The organism is Micromonospora globbae (assembly GCF_036184225.1).
Lineage (GTDB): Bacteria > Actinomycetota > Actinomycetes > Mycobacteriales > Micromonosporaceae > Micromonospora > Micromonospora globbae.
Window position 1 is genome coordinate 3,854,718 of sequence record NZ_CP108084.1, and the last position, 18,216, is coordinate 3,872,933.

Consider the following 18,216-nt stretch of genomic DNA (forward strand, 5'->3'; position numbering starts at 1 on the left):
CCGGGCGGGGTCAGGGCACGGGTCAGGGGTGCAGGGTTTTGGCGGTGACCTGGCCGGTGGCGACCAGGACGGCGGGGCCGCAGAGCCAGCAGGAGTCCTCGGTCACCGTCACCGTGAGGCGGCCCCCGGGCACGTCGACGGCGACGACCCCGGTGTCACGCCCCGCGTCGCGCAGCGCCACCGCGCCCACCGCGCACGCGCCGGTGCCGCAGGAGAGCGTCTCCGCCGAGCCCCGCTCGTAGACCCGCATCAGCACGTGCCCGTCGGCGCCCGCCACCGGCGCGCCGGGGGCGGTGAACTCGACGTTCACGCCGGCGGGGAAGACCGCGGCGTCCACCTCGGGCGCCCGGCCCAGGTCGAGCGCCGGCAGGTCCAGCCCGGCGGGCAGCGGGCACACGAGGTGCGGGTTGCCCACGTCCACGGCGGTGCCGGCCAGGGTGAGCCCACCGAGGGTGGCCGTCGACGCGTCGTACAGCCGGGGGCGGCGCATCTCGACGGCGACGTCCGCCCCCTCGATCCGGGCCCGCACCACGCCGGCCCGGGTCGCCACGGGCAGCGCGGCGTCCGAGGGCTCGGCCAGCCCGGTGTCCAGGAGGTAGCGGACGAACACCCGCGCGCCGTTGCCGCACATCTCGGCCAGCGAGCCGTCGGCGTTCCAGTAGTCCATGAACCACTCGGCCTCGCCGGCCAGCGCGGCTCCCTCCGGGTGCTTGGCGGCCCGGACGACCCGCAGCACGCCGTCCGCGCCGATCCCCCGCCGCCGGTCGCACAGCGCCGCGACCAGCCCCGGGGTGAGGTCGAGCGCGCCGTCCGGGTCGGGCAGGATCACGAAGTCGTTGCCGGTGCCGTGCCCCTTGGTGAACTCCACGCCCCCATCATCGCGCAGCGGACGTCGCCACCCGCACGGCCTCGGCCACCAGGCCGGGGTCGGCCGAGTCGAGCCAGTGGATCCGGGGGTCCCGGCGGAACCAGGAACGCTGCCGTCGGACGAAGCGCCGGGTGGCGCGGATCGTCTCCTCGTACGCCTCGGTCTCGGTCAGCTCGCCGGCGAGGAACCGCAGCACCTGCTGGTAGCCGAGCGCGCGGCTCGCCGTACGCCCGTCGGGCAGGCCCCGGCCGACCAGCTCGCGGGTCTCGGCGACCAGGCCGTCGGCCCACATCCGGTCGACCCGCCGGGCGATCCGCTCGTCCAGCAGTTCCGTGTCGAGGTCCACGCCGATCTGCACCGACGGGTAGTACGGGGTGGGCTCCGGCAACGACGCCGTGAACGGCGCCCCGGTCAGCTCGATCACCTCGAGCGCCCGGACGATCCGCCGGCCGTTGCCGGGCAGGATTCCCGCGGCGGCGGTGGGGTCGGCGGCGCGCAACCGCGCGTACAGGGGGGCCGGGCCGACCTCGGCGAGCTCCCGCTCCAGCCGCTCCCGGATCGCCGGGTCGGTGCCGGGAAACTCGAACTGCTCCAGCACCGCCCGGACGTAGAGCCCCGAGCCGCCGACCAGCAGCGGCACCCGCCCCCGGGCCAGGATGCCGTCGACGTCCGCGCGGGCGAGCCGCTGGTACTCCGCGACGCTGGCCGGCTCGGTGACGTCCCAGATGTCCAGCAGGTGGTGCGGCACCCCCTCCCGCTCGGCCGGGGTGAGCTTGGCGGTGCCGATGTCCATGCCCCGGTAGAGCTGCATCGAGTCGGCGTTGACCACCTCGCCGTCGAGGGCGTGCGCGAGGGCGATGCTCAGCGCCGACTTGCCCGCCGCGGTCGGCCCGACCACGGCCACGACGGTGCCGGTCATCCGCGGGTCCAGGTCGCCACGAGGTAGGCGACGCCGTACGGGGCCGTGTGGTGGAGCAGGTCACCCCGCCAGTCGCCGCCCGCCGCGCGGGCGGCGGCGGCGAGCACCTGCCAGGTCGCGCGACCCGCCACCCGCAGCTCCGCGGACAGCGCCGGGTCCAGGTCGAGGAGGGCGTCGGCGTCCGCGCCGGCCAGGGCCGCGGCCACCGATTCGTCGTACGCCTGCGCGCGCGGGTCGTGGTAGCCGGGCGCCTTCTCGCCCCGGCAGGCCGTCCCGTCCCCCATGGCCAGCAGCACGACCCGCGTGCCGCGCTCCGACACCCGCGCGGCGAGGTCGCGCAGCCCGGCCCCGGCGGTGTCGGCGGCGACCTGGACGGCGGCGACCGGCACCCGCACCTCGTGGCGGGCGAGCAGCCAGGCGCCCAGGGTGAGGCTCAGCGGCAGCACCGCGCCCCGGTCCGGCTGGCCCGGGCTCAGGGGGACGGCCAGGTCGACACCCCACGGCTGCAACGAGCCGGTGGCCGGCGACGGGACCCAGCCGGTCTCCGGCCCGTCCCCGACCAGCACCACGGTGTCCGGTCCGGCGGACAGCAGCCGGGCCACGGCGGCGTCGCAGGCGGCCCGGAGGTCGTCCAGCTCCGGTGCGACGGCACCGGCCACCTCGGGCACGAGCAGGGGCGGGTGGGGGCAGACGGCGGCGGCGACCAGTGGCACCCGTTCACGGTAGCGGGACACCCCGGTGCGTCCACGCGCCGATCCGGTCACCCGGGCGGTAGGACACCGTATGGTCACGGTCGGCGATAGGCGCTCGACGGGGACGGGGTCGTACCTGTGACAATGCCGGGGAGAAACTTGGCTGCGCCGTGGCGGCGCTCGGGGGACGGTTCCCCCGACGCCGGGAGAACGAGGATGGGCACATGAGCGACTGGACTGCCTTCGGACGGGTGGACGCGGACGGCACCGTGTACGTCAAGACCGCCGAGGGCGAGCGGGTGGTCGGATCCTGGCAGGCCGGAGCACCGGAGGAGGGGCTGGCACACTTCGCGCGCCGCTTCGCCGATCTGGTGACCGAGGTGGACCTGACCGAGGCCCGTCTCAACTCGGGCGCGGCGGACGCCGGCCACTCGCTGAGCACGATCCGCCGGATCCGGGCCTCCCTCGCCGAGGCGCACGTGGTCGGCGACATCGACGGGCTGGCCGCACGGCTGGACCGGCTCGCGGCCCTGGCCGAGGAGAAGGCCGGCGAGGCCCGCGCGGCGCGGGACGCGGCACGCGCCGAGGCGCTGGCCCGCAAGACGGCGCTGGTCGAGGAGGCCGAGAAGCTGGCCGCCGAGTCGACGGGCTGGAAGACCGCCGGGGACCGCCTCAAGGAGATCCTCGACGAGTGGAAGACCATCCGGGGCGTCGACAAGAAGACCGACGGCGAGCTGTGGAAGCGTTTCGCCGCCGCCCGCGACGGCTTCACCCGCCGCCGGGGCGCCCACTTCGCGTCCCTGGACGCGCAGCGCAAGCAGGCGCAGGCCGTGAAGGAGGAGCTGGTCACCGAGGCGGAGAAGCTGAAGGACTCCACCGACTGGGCGGCCACGGCCAACCAGCTCAAGGACCTGATGTCGCGCTGGAAGGCGGCGCCCCGCGCCTCCAAGGAGGCCGAGCAGCGGCTGTGGGAACGGTTCCGGGCCGCGCAGGACGAGTTCTTCACCCGCCGCAGCGAGGTGTTCTCGGCGCGGGACAACGAGCAGCGCGCCAACCTGGAGCGCAAGCAGGCCCTGCTCGCCGAGGCCGAGGCGCTCGACGTCGAGGGCGACCCGAAGGGCGCCCAGGCGAAGCTGCGGGAGATCCAGGCCCAGTGGCACGAGGCGGGCCGGGTGCCCCGCGAGGCGGCCGCCGGGCTGGAGCGCCGGCTGCGGGCCGTCGACGAGAAGGTCCGCGAGGTCATGGACTCGGCGTGGCGGCGTACGTCCAAGGAGGACAACCCGCTGCTCGCCCAGATGCGGGCGCAGGTCGCCGAGGCGGAGGACCGGCTGGCGCGGGCGCAGGCCGCCGGCGACGCCCGGCGGATCCGGGAGGCCGAGCAGGCCCTCGCGACGAAGCGGCAGTTTCTCCAGCTGGCCGAGCAGTCGGGCTGACCCGAGGTGTGGGAGCCCCGGTCCCGGACGGGACCGGGGCTCCGTCGTCTCCGCGCCCGGTTCGAGGGCCCAAGATCGTGCACGATCCACGAAGTAGTGGCCTCCGCGTGCTGGCGAAGGCACTACATCCTGCTTACAGCGCGATCTTGCGCCGGCGGGTCAGTGCGCGGCGCAGCCCGAGGTGGGTGCGGGCGTGGCGGCGGGCGCGCCGATCGTGGGCAGCCCCAGCAGCACACCTGGCGTACGGGGCGTACGCCCCGCCTCGGCGGCGTCGCCGGCCCGGGTACGCCGGTGCGACAGCGGCTCGCCGTCGGCGTTGAGGTGGTGCGGGGCGGCGTACGTGACGGTGGTGTGCACGATGTCGCCGGGGCGGATCTGCCCGGCGAGGGAGCCCGCGTCGAAGTGGACGAGCCGCCCGTCCCGGGCCCGGCCGGACATCCGCCCGGTCCGCTCGTCCTTGCGGCCCTCACCGACGGCCACGAGCACCTCGACGGTCTCGCCGACCAGCTTCCGGTTCTCCGCCCAGGTGATCTCCTCGACGCAGGCGATGAGCCGCTCGTACCGTTCCTGCACGACCTGCTTGGGCAGCTGGCCGTCCATGGTGGCGGCGGGGGTGCCGGGGCGCTTGGAGTACTGGAAGGTGAAGGCCGAGGCGAAGCGGGCCTCGCGTACCACGTCGAGGGTGCGCTCGAAGTCGGCCTCGGTCTCGCCGGGGAAGCCCACGATGATGTCGGTGGTGATGGCCGCGTCCGGCATGGCCGCCCGGACCTTCTCGATGATCCCGAGGTAGCGCTCGGCCCGGTACGACCGGCGCATGGCGCGCAGCACGGCGTCGGAGCCGGACTGCAACGGCATGTGCAGCGAGTGGCAGACGTTGGGCGTCTCGGCCATGGCGGCGATCACGTCGTCGGTGAAGTCCTTCGGGTGCGGGCTCGTGAACCGCACCCGCTCCAGGCCGTCGATGTCGCCGCAGGCCCGCAGCAGCTTGCCGAACGCGAGCCGGTCGCCGAACTCGACGCCGTAGGAGTTGACGTTCTGCCCGAGCAGGGTCACCTCCAGCACGCCCTCGTCGACCAGCGCCCGCACCTCGGAGAGGATGTCCCCGGGGCGGCGGTCCTTCTCCTTGCCGCGCAGGGAGGGCACGATGCAGAACGTGCAGGTGTTGTTGCAGCCCACCGAGATCGACACCCAACCGGCGTACGTCGACTCGCGGCGGGTCGGCAGCGTCGAGGGGAAGACCTCCAGCGACTCGAGGATCTCCACCTCGGCGGCGGTGTTGTGCCGGGCCCGTTCGAGCAGCACCGGCAGCGAGCCGATGTTGTGCGTCCCGAAGACCACGTCCACCCAGGGCGCCTTGCGGACGATGTCGCCGCGGTCCTTCTGGGCCAGGCAGCCGCCCACGGCGATCTGCATCCCGGGGTGCTTCTCCTTGACGGGGCGCAGATGACCGAGGTTGCCGTAGAGCCGGTTGTCGGCGTTCTCCCGGACCGCGCAGGTGTTGAACACCACCACGTCCGGGTGCTCGTCGGCCTCGGCGGCCCGGACGTATCCGGCCTGCTCCAGCAGCCCGGAGATGCGCTCCGAGTCGTGCACGTTCATCTGGCAGCCGTACGTCCGCACCTGGTAGGTACGCGGGCTGCCCGCCGCTGCGGTAGTCATGACCAGGACAGCGTATCCGGGCCCACCGGATCGACCGGAACCGAGGAGGAGCCGTGTGCCGGAGCATCAAGACCCTGCGTGAGCCGTACACCGAGCAGGTGACCGACGAGGACGTCCGGGCCGCGGCGTTGCAGTACGTCCGGAAGATCTCCGGTTTCCGTACGCCCGCCGCGCACAACGCCGCCGCGTTCGAGGCGGCGGTGGCCGCCGTGGCGGAGGCCACCGCGACCCTGCTCGACCAGCTCGTCGTGCGCGGGGGCGCGGCGCCGCGCGCCGGTCAGGCCGCCGCGAGCGCCGGCGCGACCGTGTCGGGGGCCCACCGGGAGCGGTGACACTGGGACCAGCCGCGGCAGCCGGGGTGGGCCTCGGTGCAGAGGCGCTGGTTGCGCAGCTCCTCGCCGTCGTCGGTTTCCCGCACGTCGAAGTGCACCGGCCGGATGGTGCCGTCGGGGGAGACGAGCAGGTGCCGGCCGGCGTCGAGGGTGTCGTCGCGCAGCAGGCAGTTGCGGTCCAGCAGCCGGGCGAGCGCGGCGATGCTGGCGTGCTCGGAGAGCTGGTCCGGCACGCCGTAGCAGTCCACGATCGTGGCGAACTCCCCGGGCGCCTGCCAGACGTCGCAGACCACCGCGTACGCCGGCAGGCGAGCCGGGTCGGCGATCGCGAGGGGCATCACCACCCGGCCGAGCGCCTCGGCCAGTGCCGGGTAGACCTCCACGGGTCGTACCTGGTCGATTCTCCAGTTCCACAGCTCGGTCATGCCGCCTCCTCGCTGCGTTCGTCCCACCGGCCTCCGGATCGGGCCTTACTGACGATGGTGCGGTGCATTTGACCTCAGCCGGGGGCAAGTTACCGGTCTGTGACCATTCCGGGCAAATTTTCCCGCCCCCACATCGCTGGGAGTAGCGGGAAAGTGACAGTTTATCGGGTATGGTGCCACAAATCACGCAGCGGGATCCCCGGGCGCGGCGCGTGCGCCCCGCCACCCGTCCCTCAGCGGACGACCACCAGGTGCTCGCCGCGGGGCAGGAGTTCCCCCACCACCGGCGCGCCCGGCAGCTCCCCGGCCACCAGCAGCCCGCCGGAGGTCTGCGCGTCGGCCAGCAGCAGCCGTTCGTCCTCCCCCACGGCACCGAAGTCGGTCCACGGGGTCACCCAGTCCAGGTTGCGGCGGCTGCCGCCGCTCACGTACCCGTCGCGCACCGCCTCGCGGGCTCCGGCGAGGTACGGCACCCGGGCCGCGTCGATCGCCACGGTCAGCCCGCTGGCCCGGGCCAGCTTCGAGGCGTGACCCAGCAGTCCGAAGCCCGTCACGTCGGTGCCGCAGCGGATCCCCGCCGCGACCGCGGCGCGGGCGGCGTCCCGGTTCAGGGCGCTCATCGTGGCCACCGCCTCCGGGAAACGCTCACCGGTGGCCTTGTGCCGGGTGTTCAGCACCCCGACGCCGAGCGGCTTGGTGAGCGAGAGCGGCAGCCCGGGCCGGCCCGCGTCGAGCGTGATCAGGTCCTCGGGGCGGACCACCCCGGTGACCGCGAGCCCGTACTTGGGGCCGTCGTCGTCGACGCTGTGACCTCCCGCCAGGTGGCAGGCGGCGTCGCGGGCCACGTCCTGCCCGCCCCGCAGGACCTCCCGCGCCAGCTCCATGGGCAGCACGTCGCGGGGCCAGCAGAGCAGGTTCAGGGCCACCAGCGGGGTGCCGCCCATGGCGTACACGTCGGAGAGCGCGTTGGCCGCGGCGATGCGCCCCCAGTCGTACGCGTCGTCCACGACGGGGGTGAAGAAGTCGGCGGTGCTCACGACGCCGGTCCGCTCGTCGAGGCGGACCACCGCGGCGTCGTCACCGTGGTCGAGTCCGACCAGCAGGTCCGCGTCACCGGTGGCGGGGCCGAGACCGGAAACCATCGCCTCCAGCTCGCCCGGCGGGATCTTGCAGGCGCATCCGCCACCGCGGGCGTACCGGGTGAGGCGTACCGGTTCGGTCATTCCCCCATGATCGCCCCGATGGGCGCAGAGCCGCCACCATCACGCGCCCGTTTCGGGGTCGAAATCGGACTCTCCGCACCCGGCACCGTGGGTGTTACCGCTCCGTGACCAACCGAGTTGCATTCCGCCACAACCGGCCGCCTACAGTTGCCCAACCAGGGGTCGACAGACCCGATCCGCGAGACGACAGGGACGGTGGACGACGTGACGACGGGCGAACCGCTCATCGTGCTGGACTCGGTCAACAAGTGGTTCGGGCCGCTGCACGTGCTGGACGACGTCTCACTCTCGGTCGGCCGCGGTGAGGTCGTCGTGGTGATCGGCCCGTCCGGCTCCGGCAAGTCGACGCTGTGCCGGACGATCAACCGCCTGGAGCCGATCAACTCGGGCACCATCACGTTCGACGGGCAGCCGCTGCCGGCCGAGGGCAAGGCCCTCGCGAAGCTGCGCAGCGAGGTCGGCATGGTCTTCCAGTCGTTCAACCTCTTCGCGCACAAGACCATCCTCGAGAACGTCACCCTCGGCCCGATCAAGGTCCGCAAGGAGAAGCCGGCGGCGGCCCGCGAGCGCGCCATGGCGCTGCTCGACCGCGTCGGCATCGCCAACCAGGCGGACAAGTTCCCGGCCCAGCTCTCCGGCGGTCAGCAGCAGCGGGCGGCCATCGCCCGCGCGCTGGCCATGCAGCCCAAGGCGATGCTCTTCGACGAGCCCACGAGCGCCCTCGACCCCGAGATGGTGGGCGAGGTGCTCGACGTGATGACCTCCCTGGCCCGCGACGGCATGACGATGGTCGTCGTCACCCACGAGATGGGCTTCGCGCGGCACGCGGCCAACCGGGTCATCTTCATGGCCGACGGCCAGCTGGTGGAGGACGCGCCGCCGACCGAGTTCTTCGCCAACCCCCGCAGCGAGCGGGCCAAGGACTTCCTCTCCAAGATCCTCACGCACTAGGCGTCCACCAGGAGCGCGCCGTCCCCCGGCGGGTTTCGTCCAAGAAGGAGATGAGTATGCGTATGAAGCGCATGGCGGCGGTCGCGGCGGCCGCCACCCTGGCCCTCGGGCTGGTCGCCTGCGGCGACAACGGGTCCGACGAGGGCACCGGCAGCGGCGGGGAGACCAAGTCGTTCGCCGCCGGCAGCACCATGGAGCGGCTGAACAAGGCCCAGGCCATCAAGGTCGGCACCAAGTTCGACCAGCCGGGCTTCGGCCTCAAGGGCCTGTCGGGCAAGCCGGAGGGCTTCGACGTCGAGGTCGCCAAGATCATCGTCAAGGAGCTCGGCATCCCCGAGGACAAGATCGAGTGGGTGGAGACCCCGTCGAAGGTCCGTGAGGACGTCATCGTCAACGGGACCGTCGACTTCGTGGCGGCCACCTACACGATCAACGACAAGCGCAAGGAGCGCATCGCCTTCGCGGGGCCGTACTACGAGGCCGGCCAGAACATCCTGGTGAAGAAGGACGACACCACCATCACGGGCCCGGACTCCTTCAAGGACGGCACCAAGAAGGTCTGCTCGGTGACCGGCTCGACCCCGGCCGAGGAGATCAAGAAGTACGTCAAGGACGTCGCCACCCAGCTGGTGCTCTTCGACACCTACGACAAGTGCCGGGACGCCCTCAAGGGCGGCCAGGTGGACGCCGTCACCACGGACAACGTGATCCTGCTCGGCTACATCGCCAAGGACGAGGCGTCCTTCAAGCTGGCCGGTGAGAACTTCACCAAGGAGCCGTACGGCATCGGCGTGAAGAAGGAAGACACCGACTTCCGTAACTTCATCAACGACACGCTGGAGAAGGCCTACTCCGACGGCAGCTGGAAGAAGGCCTGGGACGACACCGCTGGCAAGTTCGGCGCCGAGCTGGGCGACCCGCCGGCCGTCAACCGCTACTGATCTGACCCGTTGATCTGGAGGGTGGGGAGGAAGTCCGACCCGTGAGTGTGCTCATCGACAAGTTCGACGTCTTCGCGGGGGGCTTCTGGCTCACCCTCCAGATCTGCGTACTCGCCGCGATCGGCGCCCTGATCCTGGGCGCCGTCGTGGCGGTGCTGCGCATCTCCCCGGTGCCGCCGTTGCGGGCGGTCGGCACGGCGTACGTGACCGTCTTCCGGAACATGCCGCTGACCGTGGTCATGTTCTTCGCGGCGTTCGGCCTGCCGGCCCTCGGCTCGAACGCGGACTTCCTCCGGATCCCCGGGCTCGATGCGATCTTCACCCGGCTCGGCACCGACCTGCCGTACTTCCGGTTCGCGCTGATCGCCCTCGTGCTCTACACCGCGGCGTTCGTCTGCGAGGCGCTGCGCTCCGGCGTGAACGCCGTTCCCGCCGGCCAGGCGGAGGCCGCCCGGTCGCTGGGCCTCACCTTCGGTCAGAACCTGCGGTACGTGGTGCTGCCGCAGTCCTGGAAGGCCTCGGTCGTGCCGCTCGGCTCGGTGATCATCGCAATGATCAAGAACTCGGCGCTCATCGGCTTCTTCGGCGTCGTCGGCGACCTGTCGGCGACCGCCGACCAGCTCACCTCGGCCGAGGGCTACGCCTTCGTGCCGGTCGCCATCGGCATCTCGATCGGATACCTGATCATGACCGTTCCCCTCGGCGCCCTTCTGGACCGGATCGAGAAGCGGCAGGCGGTGGCCCGATGAGCCAGCAGAACAGCGTCCTCTACGACGTTCCCGGCCCCCGGCAGCGCCGGATCACCCTGATCAGCAGCGTGGTGGCCGCCGTCCTGGTGCTGGTCGGCGTGTACTACCTGATCTACCGTCCGCTCGACGAGAAGGGCCAGTTCACGTCGGAGCTGTGGGGCCCGCTCGTCGACCCCGGCAACGAGAACTTCTCCCTCGTCTGGGACCGGATCGGCATCGGCCTGAAGAACACGCTGATCGCCGCGGTGCTGGCCATCATCTCCTCGCTGGTGGTCGGCACGCTGATCGCGGTGCTGCGGATCCAGCTCAAGAGCCTCACGCGGCGCCGGTTCACCGGGCTCGCGACGCCCGTGTCGTACCTGCTGCGCGGCCTGAGCGTGCTGCTGTCGGCGGTCACGCGCTTCTGCGTCGAGGTGTTCCGCGGCCTGCCCGTCGTGATCACCATCTTCTTCGTGGCCCGGGGCTTCCCCGAGTTCGGGATCACCTTCGACACGCTCTGGTACCTGGTCATCGGCCTGACCATCTACAACTCGGTGGTCATCGCCGAGATCCTCCGCTCCGGCATGGAGGGCCTGCCGGGTGGGCAGGCCGAGGCCGCGGCGGCGATCGGTCTCTCACCGTTCCAGACCACCCGGATGATCCTGCTGCCGCAGGCGTTCCGGATCATGCTGCCGGCGCTCATCAGCCAGCTCGTGGTGGTGCTCAAGGACACCTCGCTCGGCTTCATCATCAGCTACGAGGAGACCCTGAACATCGGCAAGCAGATCATCGGCGCCCTGGACAACCCGATCCAGGTCTACGCGGTGATCGCCGTGCTGTTCATCGCCGTCAACTACTCGCTGTCGAAGCTGGCCCAGTACGTCCAGCGCCGGCTCTCCCGCGGCCGGCGGACCGCCGGCACCCCGGCGCAGAACCCGCCGCCGGCGGCGCTCATGTCCCAGGCCGAGAGCAGCGGCCAGGGCGTCTGACCTCGGACCGTACGACGAAGGGCCGCCCCCCGGTCGGGGGCGGCCCTTCGTCGCTGTCGGCCTCAGCGGGCGATCTCGGTGACCCGGGACTCGCGGACCACGGTCACCCGGATCTGACCGGGGTACGTCAGCTCCTCCTCGATCTGCTTGGCCACGTCCCGGGCCAGCACGGCCGCGCCGATGTCGTCGACGTCCTCCGGCTTGACCATCACCCGGATCTCGCGGCCCGCCTGCATGGCGAAGACCTTCTCCACGCCGAGCTTGCCGGCCGCGATCTCCTCGATCCGCTCCAGCCGCTTGACGTACGCCTCGAGGCTCTCCCGCCGCGCGCCCGGCCGGCCGCCCGAGCAGGCGTCGGACGCCTGGGTGAGCACGGCCTCGACGGTCTGCGGCGGCACCTCGTTGTGGTGCGCCTCGATGGCGTGCACCACCTCTTCGCTCTCGCCGTACTTGCGGGCCAGGTCCGCGCCGATGATGGCGTGGCTGCCCTCCACCTCGTGGGTGAGCGCCTTGCCGATGTCGTGCAGGAACGCCGACCGCTTGATGAGGGGCACGTCCAGGCGCAGTTCGGCGGCCATGACGCCGGCGATGTGGGCGGTCTCGACGAGGTGCTTGAGCACGTTCTGCCCGTACGACGTCCGGTAGCGCAACCGGCCGAGCAGCGTGACCAGCTCCGGGTGGATCTCGGTGATCCCCACCTCGACGAGCGCGTCCTCGGCGGCCCGGCGGCAGAGCTGCTCGACCTCCTGCCGTGCCAGGTCGTAGACCTCCTCGATCCGGTGCGGGTGGATGCGCCCGTCGAGGACGAGCTTCTCCAGGGTGAGCCGGCCGACCTCGCGGCGGACCGGGTCGAAGCAGGAGAGCAGGACCGCCTCGGGGGTGTCGTCGATGATGAGGTTCACCCCGGTCACCGACTCGAAGGCGCGGATGTTGCGCCCCTCCCGGCCGATGATGCGGCCCTTCATCTCGTCACCGGGCAGGTGCAGGACGCTGACCACGCTCTCCGCGGTCTGCTCGCTCGCCACCCGCTGGATGGCGTCCACCACGATGTGCCGGGCGCGCTCCTCGGCGGTGCTGCGGGCGTCCGCCTCGATGTCGCGGACCAGCAGCGCCGCCTCCCGCTTGGCCTGGGACTCGATGGCCTCGATCAGCTCGGCGCGGGCGGCCTCGGCGGTGAGCCCGGCCACCCGTTCCAGCTCCCGGCGGCGCCGCTCCTCCGCCTCGGCCAGCTCGGCCTCCCGCTGGTCCAGCGCGGCCTCCCGGGCCGCGAGGGCGGCGCTGGCGGCGGTGAGCTGCCGCTCCCGCTCGGCGAGCCGCTCCACCTCCTCGGTGTGCAGCCGTTCCCGCTCGTCCATCCGGGCGGCCCGCCGCTCCACCTCGGCGGCCTGCTCACGGGTGGTCGCGGCCAGCACGGCCACCTCCCGCTCGCCGCTGCGCCGCGCGGTCGCCCGCAACTGCTCCGCGTCGGCCTCGGCCTGCTTGTGGGCCCGCTCCAGGATCGTGTCGGCCTCGGCGCGCGCGTCGTCGAGCATCCGGCGAGCCTCGGCCCGGGCGGCCTTCGCCTCCGCCTTCGCGGCGGCGGCCTCCGCGCGTGCCGCCGCGGCCGCCGACTTCGCCACGTCGATGGTGCTGTTCGCCTCGTCGGCCGCACTGCGTAACGCGGCGAGGGACTGCTCCTGCCGGTCCTTCTCGGCGATGAAGGCCGGGTCGGCCGCCGCGGGGGCCGTGCCGATGCGGCGCAGCGTCCGGAGGCCGACCACCATCGCGCCGGCGACCACGAGGGTCAGGAGCAGCACGGCGACGAGCAGTACGGTGTCGAAGGCGCTCATGCCCGGACTCCGCGCGGACCACCGGTGAACCTGTGCCGTCCCGCCATGGCCGCCTCCCCTGAACGTCGGCGCCGCAGGGACCGTGCCGACGGCACGCTCCTGCGGCTCTGGACGCCCGACCGGAGCGACTGGCCGTGGGGTAGCTTTCTCCGTCGGCGGTGCCCTGGTTGGCATCGTCGACGGCCGGGTGCAGTTGTCGCGCCGGCTCCGGACCGGCCTGTCCGGAGCTGGTGCCAGAGGCCGTCTGAACGGCCAAAGTGATGCTGTTCTGTTACGCGATCTATGTTGTGCGCTTAGCCTGCGCTGGTCGGGCAATGTGAGCCTGTATGGCGAGGCTAGGTCTCCGGGGGCGGTCTGGTCAAGAACTCATGATCAAACCCCCCGAACGGAGAGAAGTTGCGTCGTCACCGAGGGCTCAGCAGGACGCGGACACGGCAGGACAAAGTCCCCAGCGAGTGAGGTGCCTCGGCCGCCGGGGCCAGCGGCGCTCCGGGCCGGCACGGCCTCACGCGGGCCGACGGACCAGGCGCACGGCCTCACGCACGCTCACGGCCCAACGCGCACCACCCTCACGCAGGCTCACGGCGTCACGCAGGTTGACCGTGTGCCGGCCACCCGCGGAGGGGCCCGGGGTCAGTGGGCGCCCGCAGCGCGGGCGGCGACGACCAGCGCCGCGTTGTCGGGGGCCGGGGAGCCGTCCGGCATCCGGAGCGTGTCCTCGAGACCGATGCGGGTGTGCAGGCCCCGCCGGACGGCCTCGGCGAGCACCTGCCAGGTGGCCGGGCCCTCGGCGTGCAAGAGGACCGGAGGCGTCGCGCTCCCGGCCGCCGTGCCCGGCGCCTCTGCGGCCGTGGGGGCCAGCGCGGCGAGGACGCGTGCCGCGTCGGCCAGCGCCACCGTCGGCTCCTCGGCCATGCACTCGACGAGGATCCTGCCGGCCGGCACCCGCCAGCGCCGGTACGCCTCGACCGCCTCCACCGTCCAGAGTCCCGCCTCGACCATCACGCCCCGCTCGTGCAGGGCGGCGGCCACCGCCTCGGCGCCCTCCTCGTGGGCGTTGACGGACGCGAAGTCGGGCAGGTGCGTCCAGGCCCGGACGGCGGCCACCCGGGCGGCCGGGTCCGGCTCGATCCACGCCCCGGTGCTCACGCCCACGGGCAGCCCCGGGCGGGCGGCCCGGACCGCGACGAGGGCCTCGGCGATCACCTCCGGACGCAGCGACTCGACACCGCCCTCGCCGCGCGGGTGCACGTGCACGGCGGCCACGCCCAGCGCGGCGCAGCGGGCCGCGTCGGCGGCCAACTCCGCCGGGGTCAGCGGCACGGCGGGATGCTCGTCGCGGCCCCGCCCGCCGTTGAGACACGCCTTCAGCACCTGACAGCTCCTTCCGGTGGCGGGGTGGTCCGCCGGGGTGCCGCCCGGCGGTCACCCCGCCAGCCACCCCGCGGCTGGCCCGACCCGACCCCAGGCGGGTCACCCCCACCCGGCCCACGCCTCCCCACACAAGCCGGGCCGATTACGCCACCTGCCGGCCCGCACATCCCCCGACACAAGCCAGGCCGGTCACCCCCCCACCCGGCCCACGCCTCCCCTGAGACAAGCCGGACGGGTGACCCGACCGCCCCGTCCCACGGGCCACCCGGCGCGTGGTCAGCCGCCCGCTCGGCCGTCGCGTTCCAGCTCGTTCTCCGCCTCGGCGAGAGCGTCCGCGTCGATCTGCTCGGCGAACTCGGCGGCCTCGGCGCTCTGCGCCGCGAGCGCGTCCTTCACGGCCCGGATGGCCACACCGGGCGGGTAGCCCTTGCGGGCCAGCATGCCGACCAACCGGCGGAAGACCGCGTCCGGCTCACCGCGGACCGTCCGCAGCTTGCGGTCCACGAGCGCGCGGGCCGTCTCCGCCTCGGTCTCCTCGCTCAGCTCACCGAGCGCCTCGCTGGCCGTGTCGCCGTACACGCCGCGCCGGCGCAGCTCGTCGGCGAGCGCCCGGCGGGCCAGGCCGCGCCCGGCGTGCCGGCTGCTCACCCAGGCCCGGGCGAACGCGGCGTCGTCGATGATGCCGACCTCGTCGTAGCGGTCGAGGACCTGGGCGGCGACCTCCTCGGAGATGCCCCGCCGGGCGAGGGCGCCGGCCAGTTCGGCCCGCGTACGCGGCCGCACGGCGAGCTGCCGCAGACAGATCTCACGGGCCAACTCGGCCTCGTCGCGAGGCGGGGCGGGCGCGGCGTCCGGGTCGGCCTCCGTGGCACCCCCTCGGCGACCACGGCGGGGCCGGGGCGTGGTGGCGTCACCCGGGCGGGGTGGGCTGGCGTCCCAGCCTCGCCCCGTCCGGGCTCGTCGTCCTGCCATGGATCAGGTCAGAAGTCGACCGGCGGCAGCTCCGGGCCACCGGCCGCGTCGCTCGCGGCGACCCCGACGCCGAGCTTCTCCAGGATCTTCTTCTCGATCTCGGCGGCCACGTCCGGGTTCTCGCGGAGGAACTCGCGGGCCTTCTCCTTGCCCTGGCCGAGCTGGTCACCGTCGTACGTGTACCAGGCGCCGGACTTGCGGATGATGCCCTGCTCGACGCCCACGTCGATCAGCGAGCCCTCGCGGGAGATGCCCTTGCCGTACATGATGTCGAACTCGGCCTGCTTGAACGGCGCGGCCACCTTGTTCTTCACGACCTTGACGCGGGTGCGGTTGCCGACCACGTCGGTGCCGTCCTTGAGACTCTCGATCCGCCGGACGTCGAGCCGGACCGAGGCGTAGAACTTCAGCGCCCGACCACCGGTGGTGGTCTCCGGGCTGCCGAACATCACGCCGATCTTCTCGCGAAGCTGGTTGATGAAGATCGCCGTGGTGCCGGTGTGGTTGAGCACACCGGTGATCTTCCGCAGCGCCTGGCTCATCAGCCGGGCCTGGAGGCCGACGTGGCTGTCGCCCATCTCGCCCTCGATCTCGGCGCGCGGCACCAGCGCGGCCACCGAGTCGATCACGATGATGTCGAGGGCCCCGGAGCGGACCAGCATGTCGGCGATCTCGAGTGCCTGCTCGCCCGTGTCCGGCTGGGACACCAGCAGCGCGTCGGTGTCGACACCGAGGGCCTTCGCGTACTCCGGGTCGAGCGCGTGCTCGGCGTCGATGAAGCCGGCGATGCCGCCGGCCCGCTGCGCGTTGGCCACCGCGTGCAGCGCGACCGTCGTCTTACCGCTGGACTCGGGACCGTAGATCTCGACCACCCGGCCCCGGGGCAGACCGCCCACGCCGAGCGCCACGTCGAGCGCGATGGAGCCGGTCGGGATCACGGCGGTCTGGATGACCGGCCGCTCCCCCAGACGCATCACCGAGCCCTTGCCGAACTGCTTGTCGATCTGAGCGAGAGCGAGGTCGAGTGCCTTCTCCCGGTCTGGCGCTGCCGCCATCGTTGCCACCCCTGCCTTCGCCGGCGTCTTTGCTGAGCTTCGCGTCACGCGGACACGCTAGGCGCTGGGTCCGACAGAAAACCAGCCGACGGGCCGCGAGCTGTGGACGAGCACCCCGCTGTGGACAATAGCCGAACAGGTGTACGACTCGGCAAGCGACACGCGGATCGGCGGAAATCGCTGCTCAGCGTAGTCGCGCCGGCACCCGGTCGGGATAGGCCGCGCAGACCGCCCGCCACACCACCTGCGTCTCCTCACCGGCGGCGAGGGCCTGCGCGATGGTCCGCCCGCCGAGCTGCGAGAGCACCTGGTCGGCGGCGATGCTGGCCGCGTAGCCCGGCCCGAACGCCTCCTCCAGCCGCGCCCAGAAGTCGGTCAGCCGCACGTTCAGTCCTCCTCGTCCGGTGCCCCCGCCGGCACCGGCCGCAACGCTAGCGCCACCAGGGGCACCACGGCGACCGCGGCGAGCAGGGTGAGGACCGGATAACCGGCGGCCCGCATGACAAACCCGCTCACGGCGGCCGCGGCCGCGCCGGCCAGCCCCATCATCAGGTCGGAGAAGCCCTGCACGCTCGGGCGCACCGACGTCGGCACCGACTCCGACAGCAGCGTCGAGCCGGCCACCATCGTGCCGGACCAACCCAGCCCGAGCAGGACCAGACCCACCGAGAGCCGCGGCGTGTGGTGCCCGGCCGTACCGGCGACCGCGCACGCGGCGAGCAGCAGCGCGACGCCGCCGAGGATCACCACCCGCCGGCCGAGCCGGTCGGTGAGCCACCCCACCACCGGGGAGAGCGCGTACATCCCGGCGATGTGCAGGCTCAGCACGATGCCGACCACCCGCAGCACGTCCGCGTCGCCGTGCGACTCACCGAGCCGGACCGGCGTCATCGACATGACCGCCACCATCACCACGTGACCCACCGCCACCGCGGCGATGCCGAGCCGGGCGGCGGCGCGGACGCGTACCACCTGCCACGCCGCCCGCATCCCGTCGCCGCGCCGGTCGCGCGGAGCCGGCGCGGCGACGGCCTCCGCGGGCGGGGTGACCTCGGGCGCGGCGCCGGCCTCCACCGGGGCGGGGGCCGCCGCGAGCCGGCGCGCGGTGAGCAGTGGGTCGGGCCGCAGCAGGGCGAGCAGTACGCCGGCGACCAGCACGAACGCGACCGCGCTGAACGCGAACGGGCCGGCCAGCGGCGGCAGGCCCCAGCCGGCGGTGGTGCGGTCGGCGAGCGCCGCGAAGTTCGGCGCGGCCACCGCCCCGATGGTGGTGGCCCAGACGACCAGGGAGAGCTGGCGGCCCCGGCGGGCCGGCTCGGCGAGGTCGACGGCCGTGTAGCGGGCCTGGAGGTTGGCCGTGGTGCCCCCACCGAAGAGCAGCATCCCGAGGAAGAGCAGCGGCACGGACCGGTTGACCGTCGCGAGCACCACCAGCACCGCGCCGACCGCGCCGGCCAGGTACGCGAACGCCAGCCCCGGCCGGCGGCCGTGCCCGTTCATGATGCGGGTGACGGGCACCGCCAGCACCGCACCGCCCACCACGGCGGCGCTCTGCGCCAGGCCGGCCATGGCCGTGCCGGCGACCCGCTCGGCGAGCAGCGCCCCCACCGCGATGCCGATGGTGACGCCGATGCCGCCGACGATCTGGGTGCCGAAGAGCAGCCGGAGGGTACGCCGCTGGATGGGCGCGACGTCCGGGCGGACCGGGGTCGACGCGGTCAGGTCGGTGGCCATGCGGGCTCCTCGCGGTAAGGGATGCCGAGGGCTTCCATCCTTGCGCAGCCGTCCCGGGCGGCGGCACCCCGTTTCGCCGAGGGGAGAAGCCC

Annotated in this window: 18 protein-coding genes; 6 read left to right on the forward strand and 12 right to left on the reverse strand. The window is 73.1% G+C overall.

The window, feature by feature from the left end; translation table 11 throughout:
• Positions 1 to 22: 22 nt before the first annotated feature.
• From dapF to OG994_RS17095, 3 genes are read right to left on the reverse strand one after another with little or no spacing between them, the layout of a single operon-like run.
• A complete protein-coding gene (dapF, locus tag OG994_RS17085) occupies positions 23 to 868 on the reverse strand; it encodes a diaminopimelate epimerase (protein ID WP_328850304.1) in 846 nt (281 codons plus the stop codon).
• A 7-nt stretch (positions 869 to 875) separates the two neighbouring features.
• Positions 876 to 1,787, reverse strand: coding sequence for a tRNA (adenosine(37)-N6)-dimethylallyltransferase MiaA (gene miaA, locus OG994_RS17090; protein WP_328850305.1), 912 nt, complete (start codon positions 1,785 to 1,787; stop codon positions 876 to 878).
• The gene (locus OG994_RS17095) at positions 1,784 to 2,500 is read right to left on the reverse strand and encodes a class III extradiol ring-cleavage dioxygenase family protein (protein ID WP_328850306.1); all 717 of its coding nucleotides are present in this window, start codon (positions 2,498 to 2,500) and stop codon (positions 1,784 to 1,786) included. Before OG994_RS17095 ends, miaA begins: the two co-directional genes overlap by 4 nt.
• A gap of 203 nt (positions 2,501 to 2,703) precedes the next feature.
• Between OG994_RS17095 and OG994_RS17100 the strand changes: the two genes are divergently transcribed.
• A complete protein-coding gene (locus tag OG994_RS17100; protein ID WP_120331543.1) occupies positions 2,704 to 3,912 on the forward strand; it encodes a DUF349 domain-containing protein in 1,209 nt (402 codons plus the stop codon).
• A 159-nt stretch (positions 3,913 to 4,071) separates the two neighbouring features.
• Here OG994_RS17100 and miaB read toward each other — a convergent pair whose 3' ends face one another.
• The gene (gene miaB, locus OG994_RS17105) at positions 4,072 to 5,571 is read right to left on the reverse strand and encodes a tRNA (N6-isopentenyl adenosine(37)-C2)-methylthiotransferase MiaB (protein WP_328850307.1); all 1,500 of its coding nucleotides are present in this window, start codon (positions 5,569 to 5,571) and stop codon (positions 4,072 to 4,074) included.
• Positions 5,572 to 5,624: 53 nt separating this feature from the next.
• Here miaB and OG994_RS17110 point away from each other — a divergent pair, with 53 nt between their 5' ends.
• Positions 5,625 to 5,903, forward strand: a complete 279-nt coding sequence (locus tag OG994_RS17110; protein WP_120331545.1) for a DUF2277 family protein — start codon at positions 5,625 to 5,627, stop codon at positions 5,901 to 5,903.
• Here the strand turns inward: OG994_RS17110 and OG994_RS17115 are convergent.
• The gene (locus tag OG994_RS17115) at positions 5,849 to 6,328 is read right to left on the reverse strand and encodes a hypothetical protein (RefSeq protein ID WP_328850309.1); all 480 of its coding nucleotides are present in this window, start codon (positions 6,326 to 6,328) and stop codon (positions 5,849 to 5,851) included. The two genes, OG994_RS17110 and OG994_RS17115, sit on opposite strands and share 55 nt — an antisense overlap.
• A gap of 233 nt (positions 6,329 to 6,561) precedes the next feature.
• Positions 6,562 to 7,551, reverse strand: coding sequence for a selenide, water dikinase SelD (gene selD, locus OG994_RS17120; RefSeq protein WP_120331547.1), 990 nt, complete (start codon positions 7,549 to 7,551; stop codon positions 6,562 to 6,564).
• 195 nt (positions 7,552 to 7,746) lie between these two features.
• On the opposite strand from selD, the gene OG994_RS17125 reads away from it, so the two are divergent.
• From OG994_RS17125 to OG994_RS17140, 4 genes are read left to right on the forward strand one after another with little or no spacing between them, the layout of a single operon-like run.
• Complete coding sequence (locus tag OG994_RS17125) at positions 7,747 to 8,502, forward strand: amino acid ABC transporter ATP-binding protein (protein WP_120331548.1); 756 nt, start codon at positions 7,747 to 7,749, stop codon at positions 8,500 to 8,502.
• Positions 8,503 to 8,558: 56 nt separating this feature from the next.
• Positions 8,559 to 9,443 carry a glutamate ABC transporter substrate-binding protein gene (locus OG994_RS17130; protein ID WP_120331549.1) on the forward strand — a complete coding sequence of 295 codons (885 nt, stop codon included), beginning with the start codon at positions 8,559 to 8,561 and terminating at the stop codon, positions 9,441 to 9,443.
• A gap of 41 nt (positions 9,444 to 9,484) precedes the next feature.
• On the forward strand, positions 9,485 to 10,192 hold the full coding sequence (locus OG994_RS17135; RefSeq protein ID WP_120331550.1) for an amino acid ABC transporter permease: 708 nt from the start codon (positions 9,485 to 9,487) through the stop codon (positions 10,190 to 10,192).
• Complete coding sequence (locus OG994_RS17140; protein WP_120331551.1) at positions 10,189 to 11,160, forward strand: amino acid ABC transporter permease; 972 nt, start codon at positions 10,189 to 10,191, stop codon at positions 11,158 to 11,160. The genes OG994_RS17135 and OG994_RS17140 overlap by 4 nt, the downstream gene beginning before the upstream one ends.
• A gap of 62 nt (positions 11,161 to 11,222) precedes the next feature.
• Here OG994_RS17140 and rny read toward each other — a convergent pair whose 3' ends face one another.
• The 6 genes from rny to OG994_RS17170 all read right to left on the reverse strand — a co-directional run bounded on the left by rny (position 11,223) and on the right by OG994_RS17170 (position 18,124).
• Positions 11,223 to 12,989, reverse strand: a complete 1,767-nt coding sequence (rny, locus tag OG994_RS17145) for a ribonuclease Y (RefSeq protein ID WP_120331552.1) — start codon at positions 12,987 to 12,989, stop codon at positions 11,223 to 11,225.
• A 633-nt stretch (positions 12,990 to 13,622) separates the two neighbouring features.
• Positions 13,623 to 14,363 carry a 3-keto-5-aminohexanoate cleavage protein gene (locus OG994_RS17150; RefSeq protein ID WP_328850310.1) on the reverse strand — a complete coding sequence of 247 codons (741 nt, stop codon included), beginning with the start codon at positions 14,361 to 14,363 and terminating at the stop codon, positions 13,623 to 13,625.
• Positions 14,364 to 14,639: 276 nt separating this feature from the next.
• Positions 14,640 to 15,335, reverse strand: a complete 696-nt coding sequence (locus tag OG994_RS17155) for a regulatory protein RecX (protein WP_328850311.1) — start codon at positions 15,333 to 15,335, stop codon at positions 14,640 to 14,642.
• Between the two features lie 8 nt (positions 15,336 to 15,343).
• Positions 15,344 to 16,390: a recombinase RecA gene (gene recA / locus OG994_RS17160; RefSeq protein WP_120331555.1), complete on the reverse strand. Its 1,047-nt coding sequence runs from the start codon at positions 16,388 to 16,390 to the stop codon at positions 15,344 to 15,346.
• A 184-nt stretch (positions 16,391 to 16,574) separates the two neighbouring features.
• On the reverse strand, positions 16,575 to 16,775 hold the full coding sequence (locus tag OG994_RS17165; protein ID WP_120331556.1) for a DUF3046 domain-containing protein: 201 nt from the start codon (positions 16,773 to 16,775) through the stop codon (positions 16,575 to 16,577).
• A gap of 2 nt (positions 16,776 to 16,777) precedes the next feature.
• A complete protein-coding gene (locus OG994_RS17170) occupies positions 16,778 to 18,124 on the reverse strand; it encodes an MFS transporter (RefSeq protein WP_328850312.1) in 1,347 nt (448 codons plus the stop codon).
• Positions 18,125 to 18,216 lie beyond the last annotated feature (92 nt).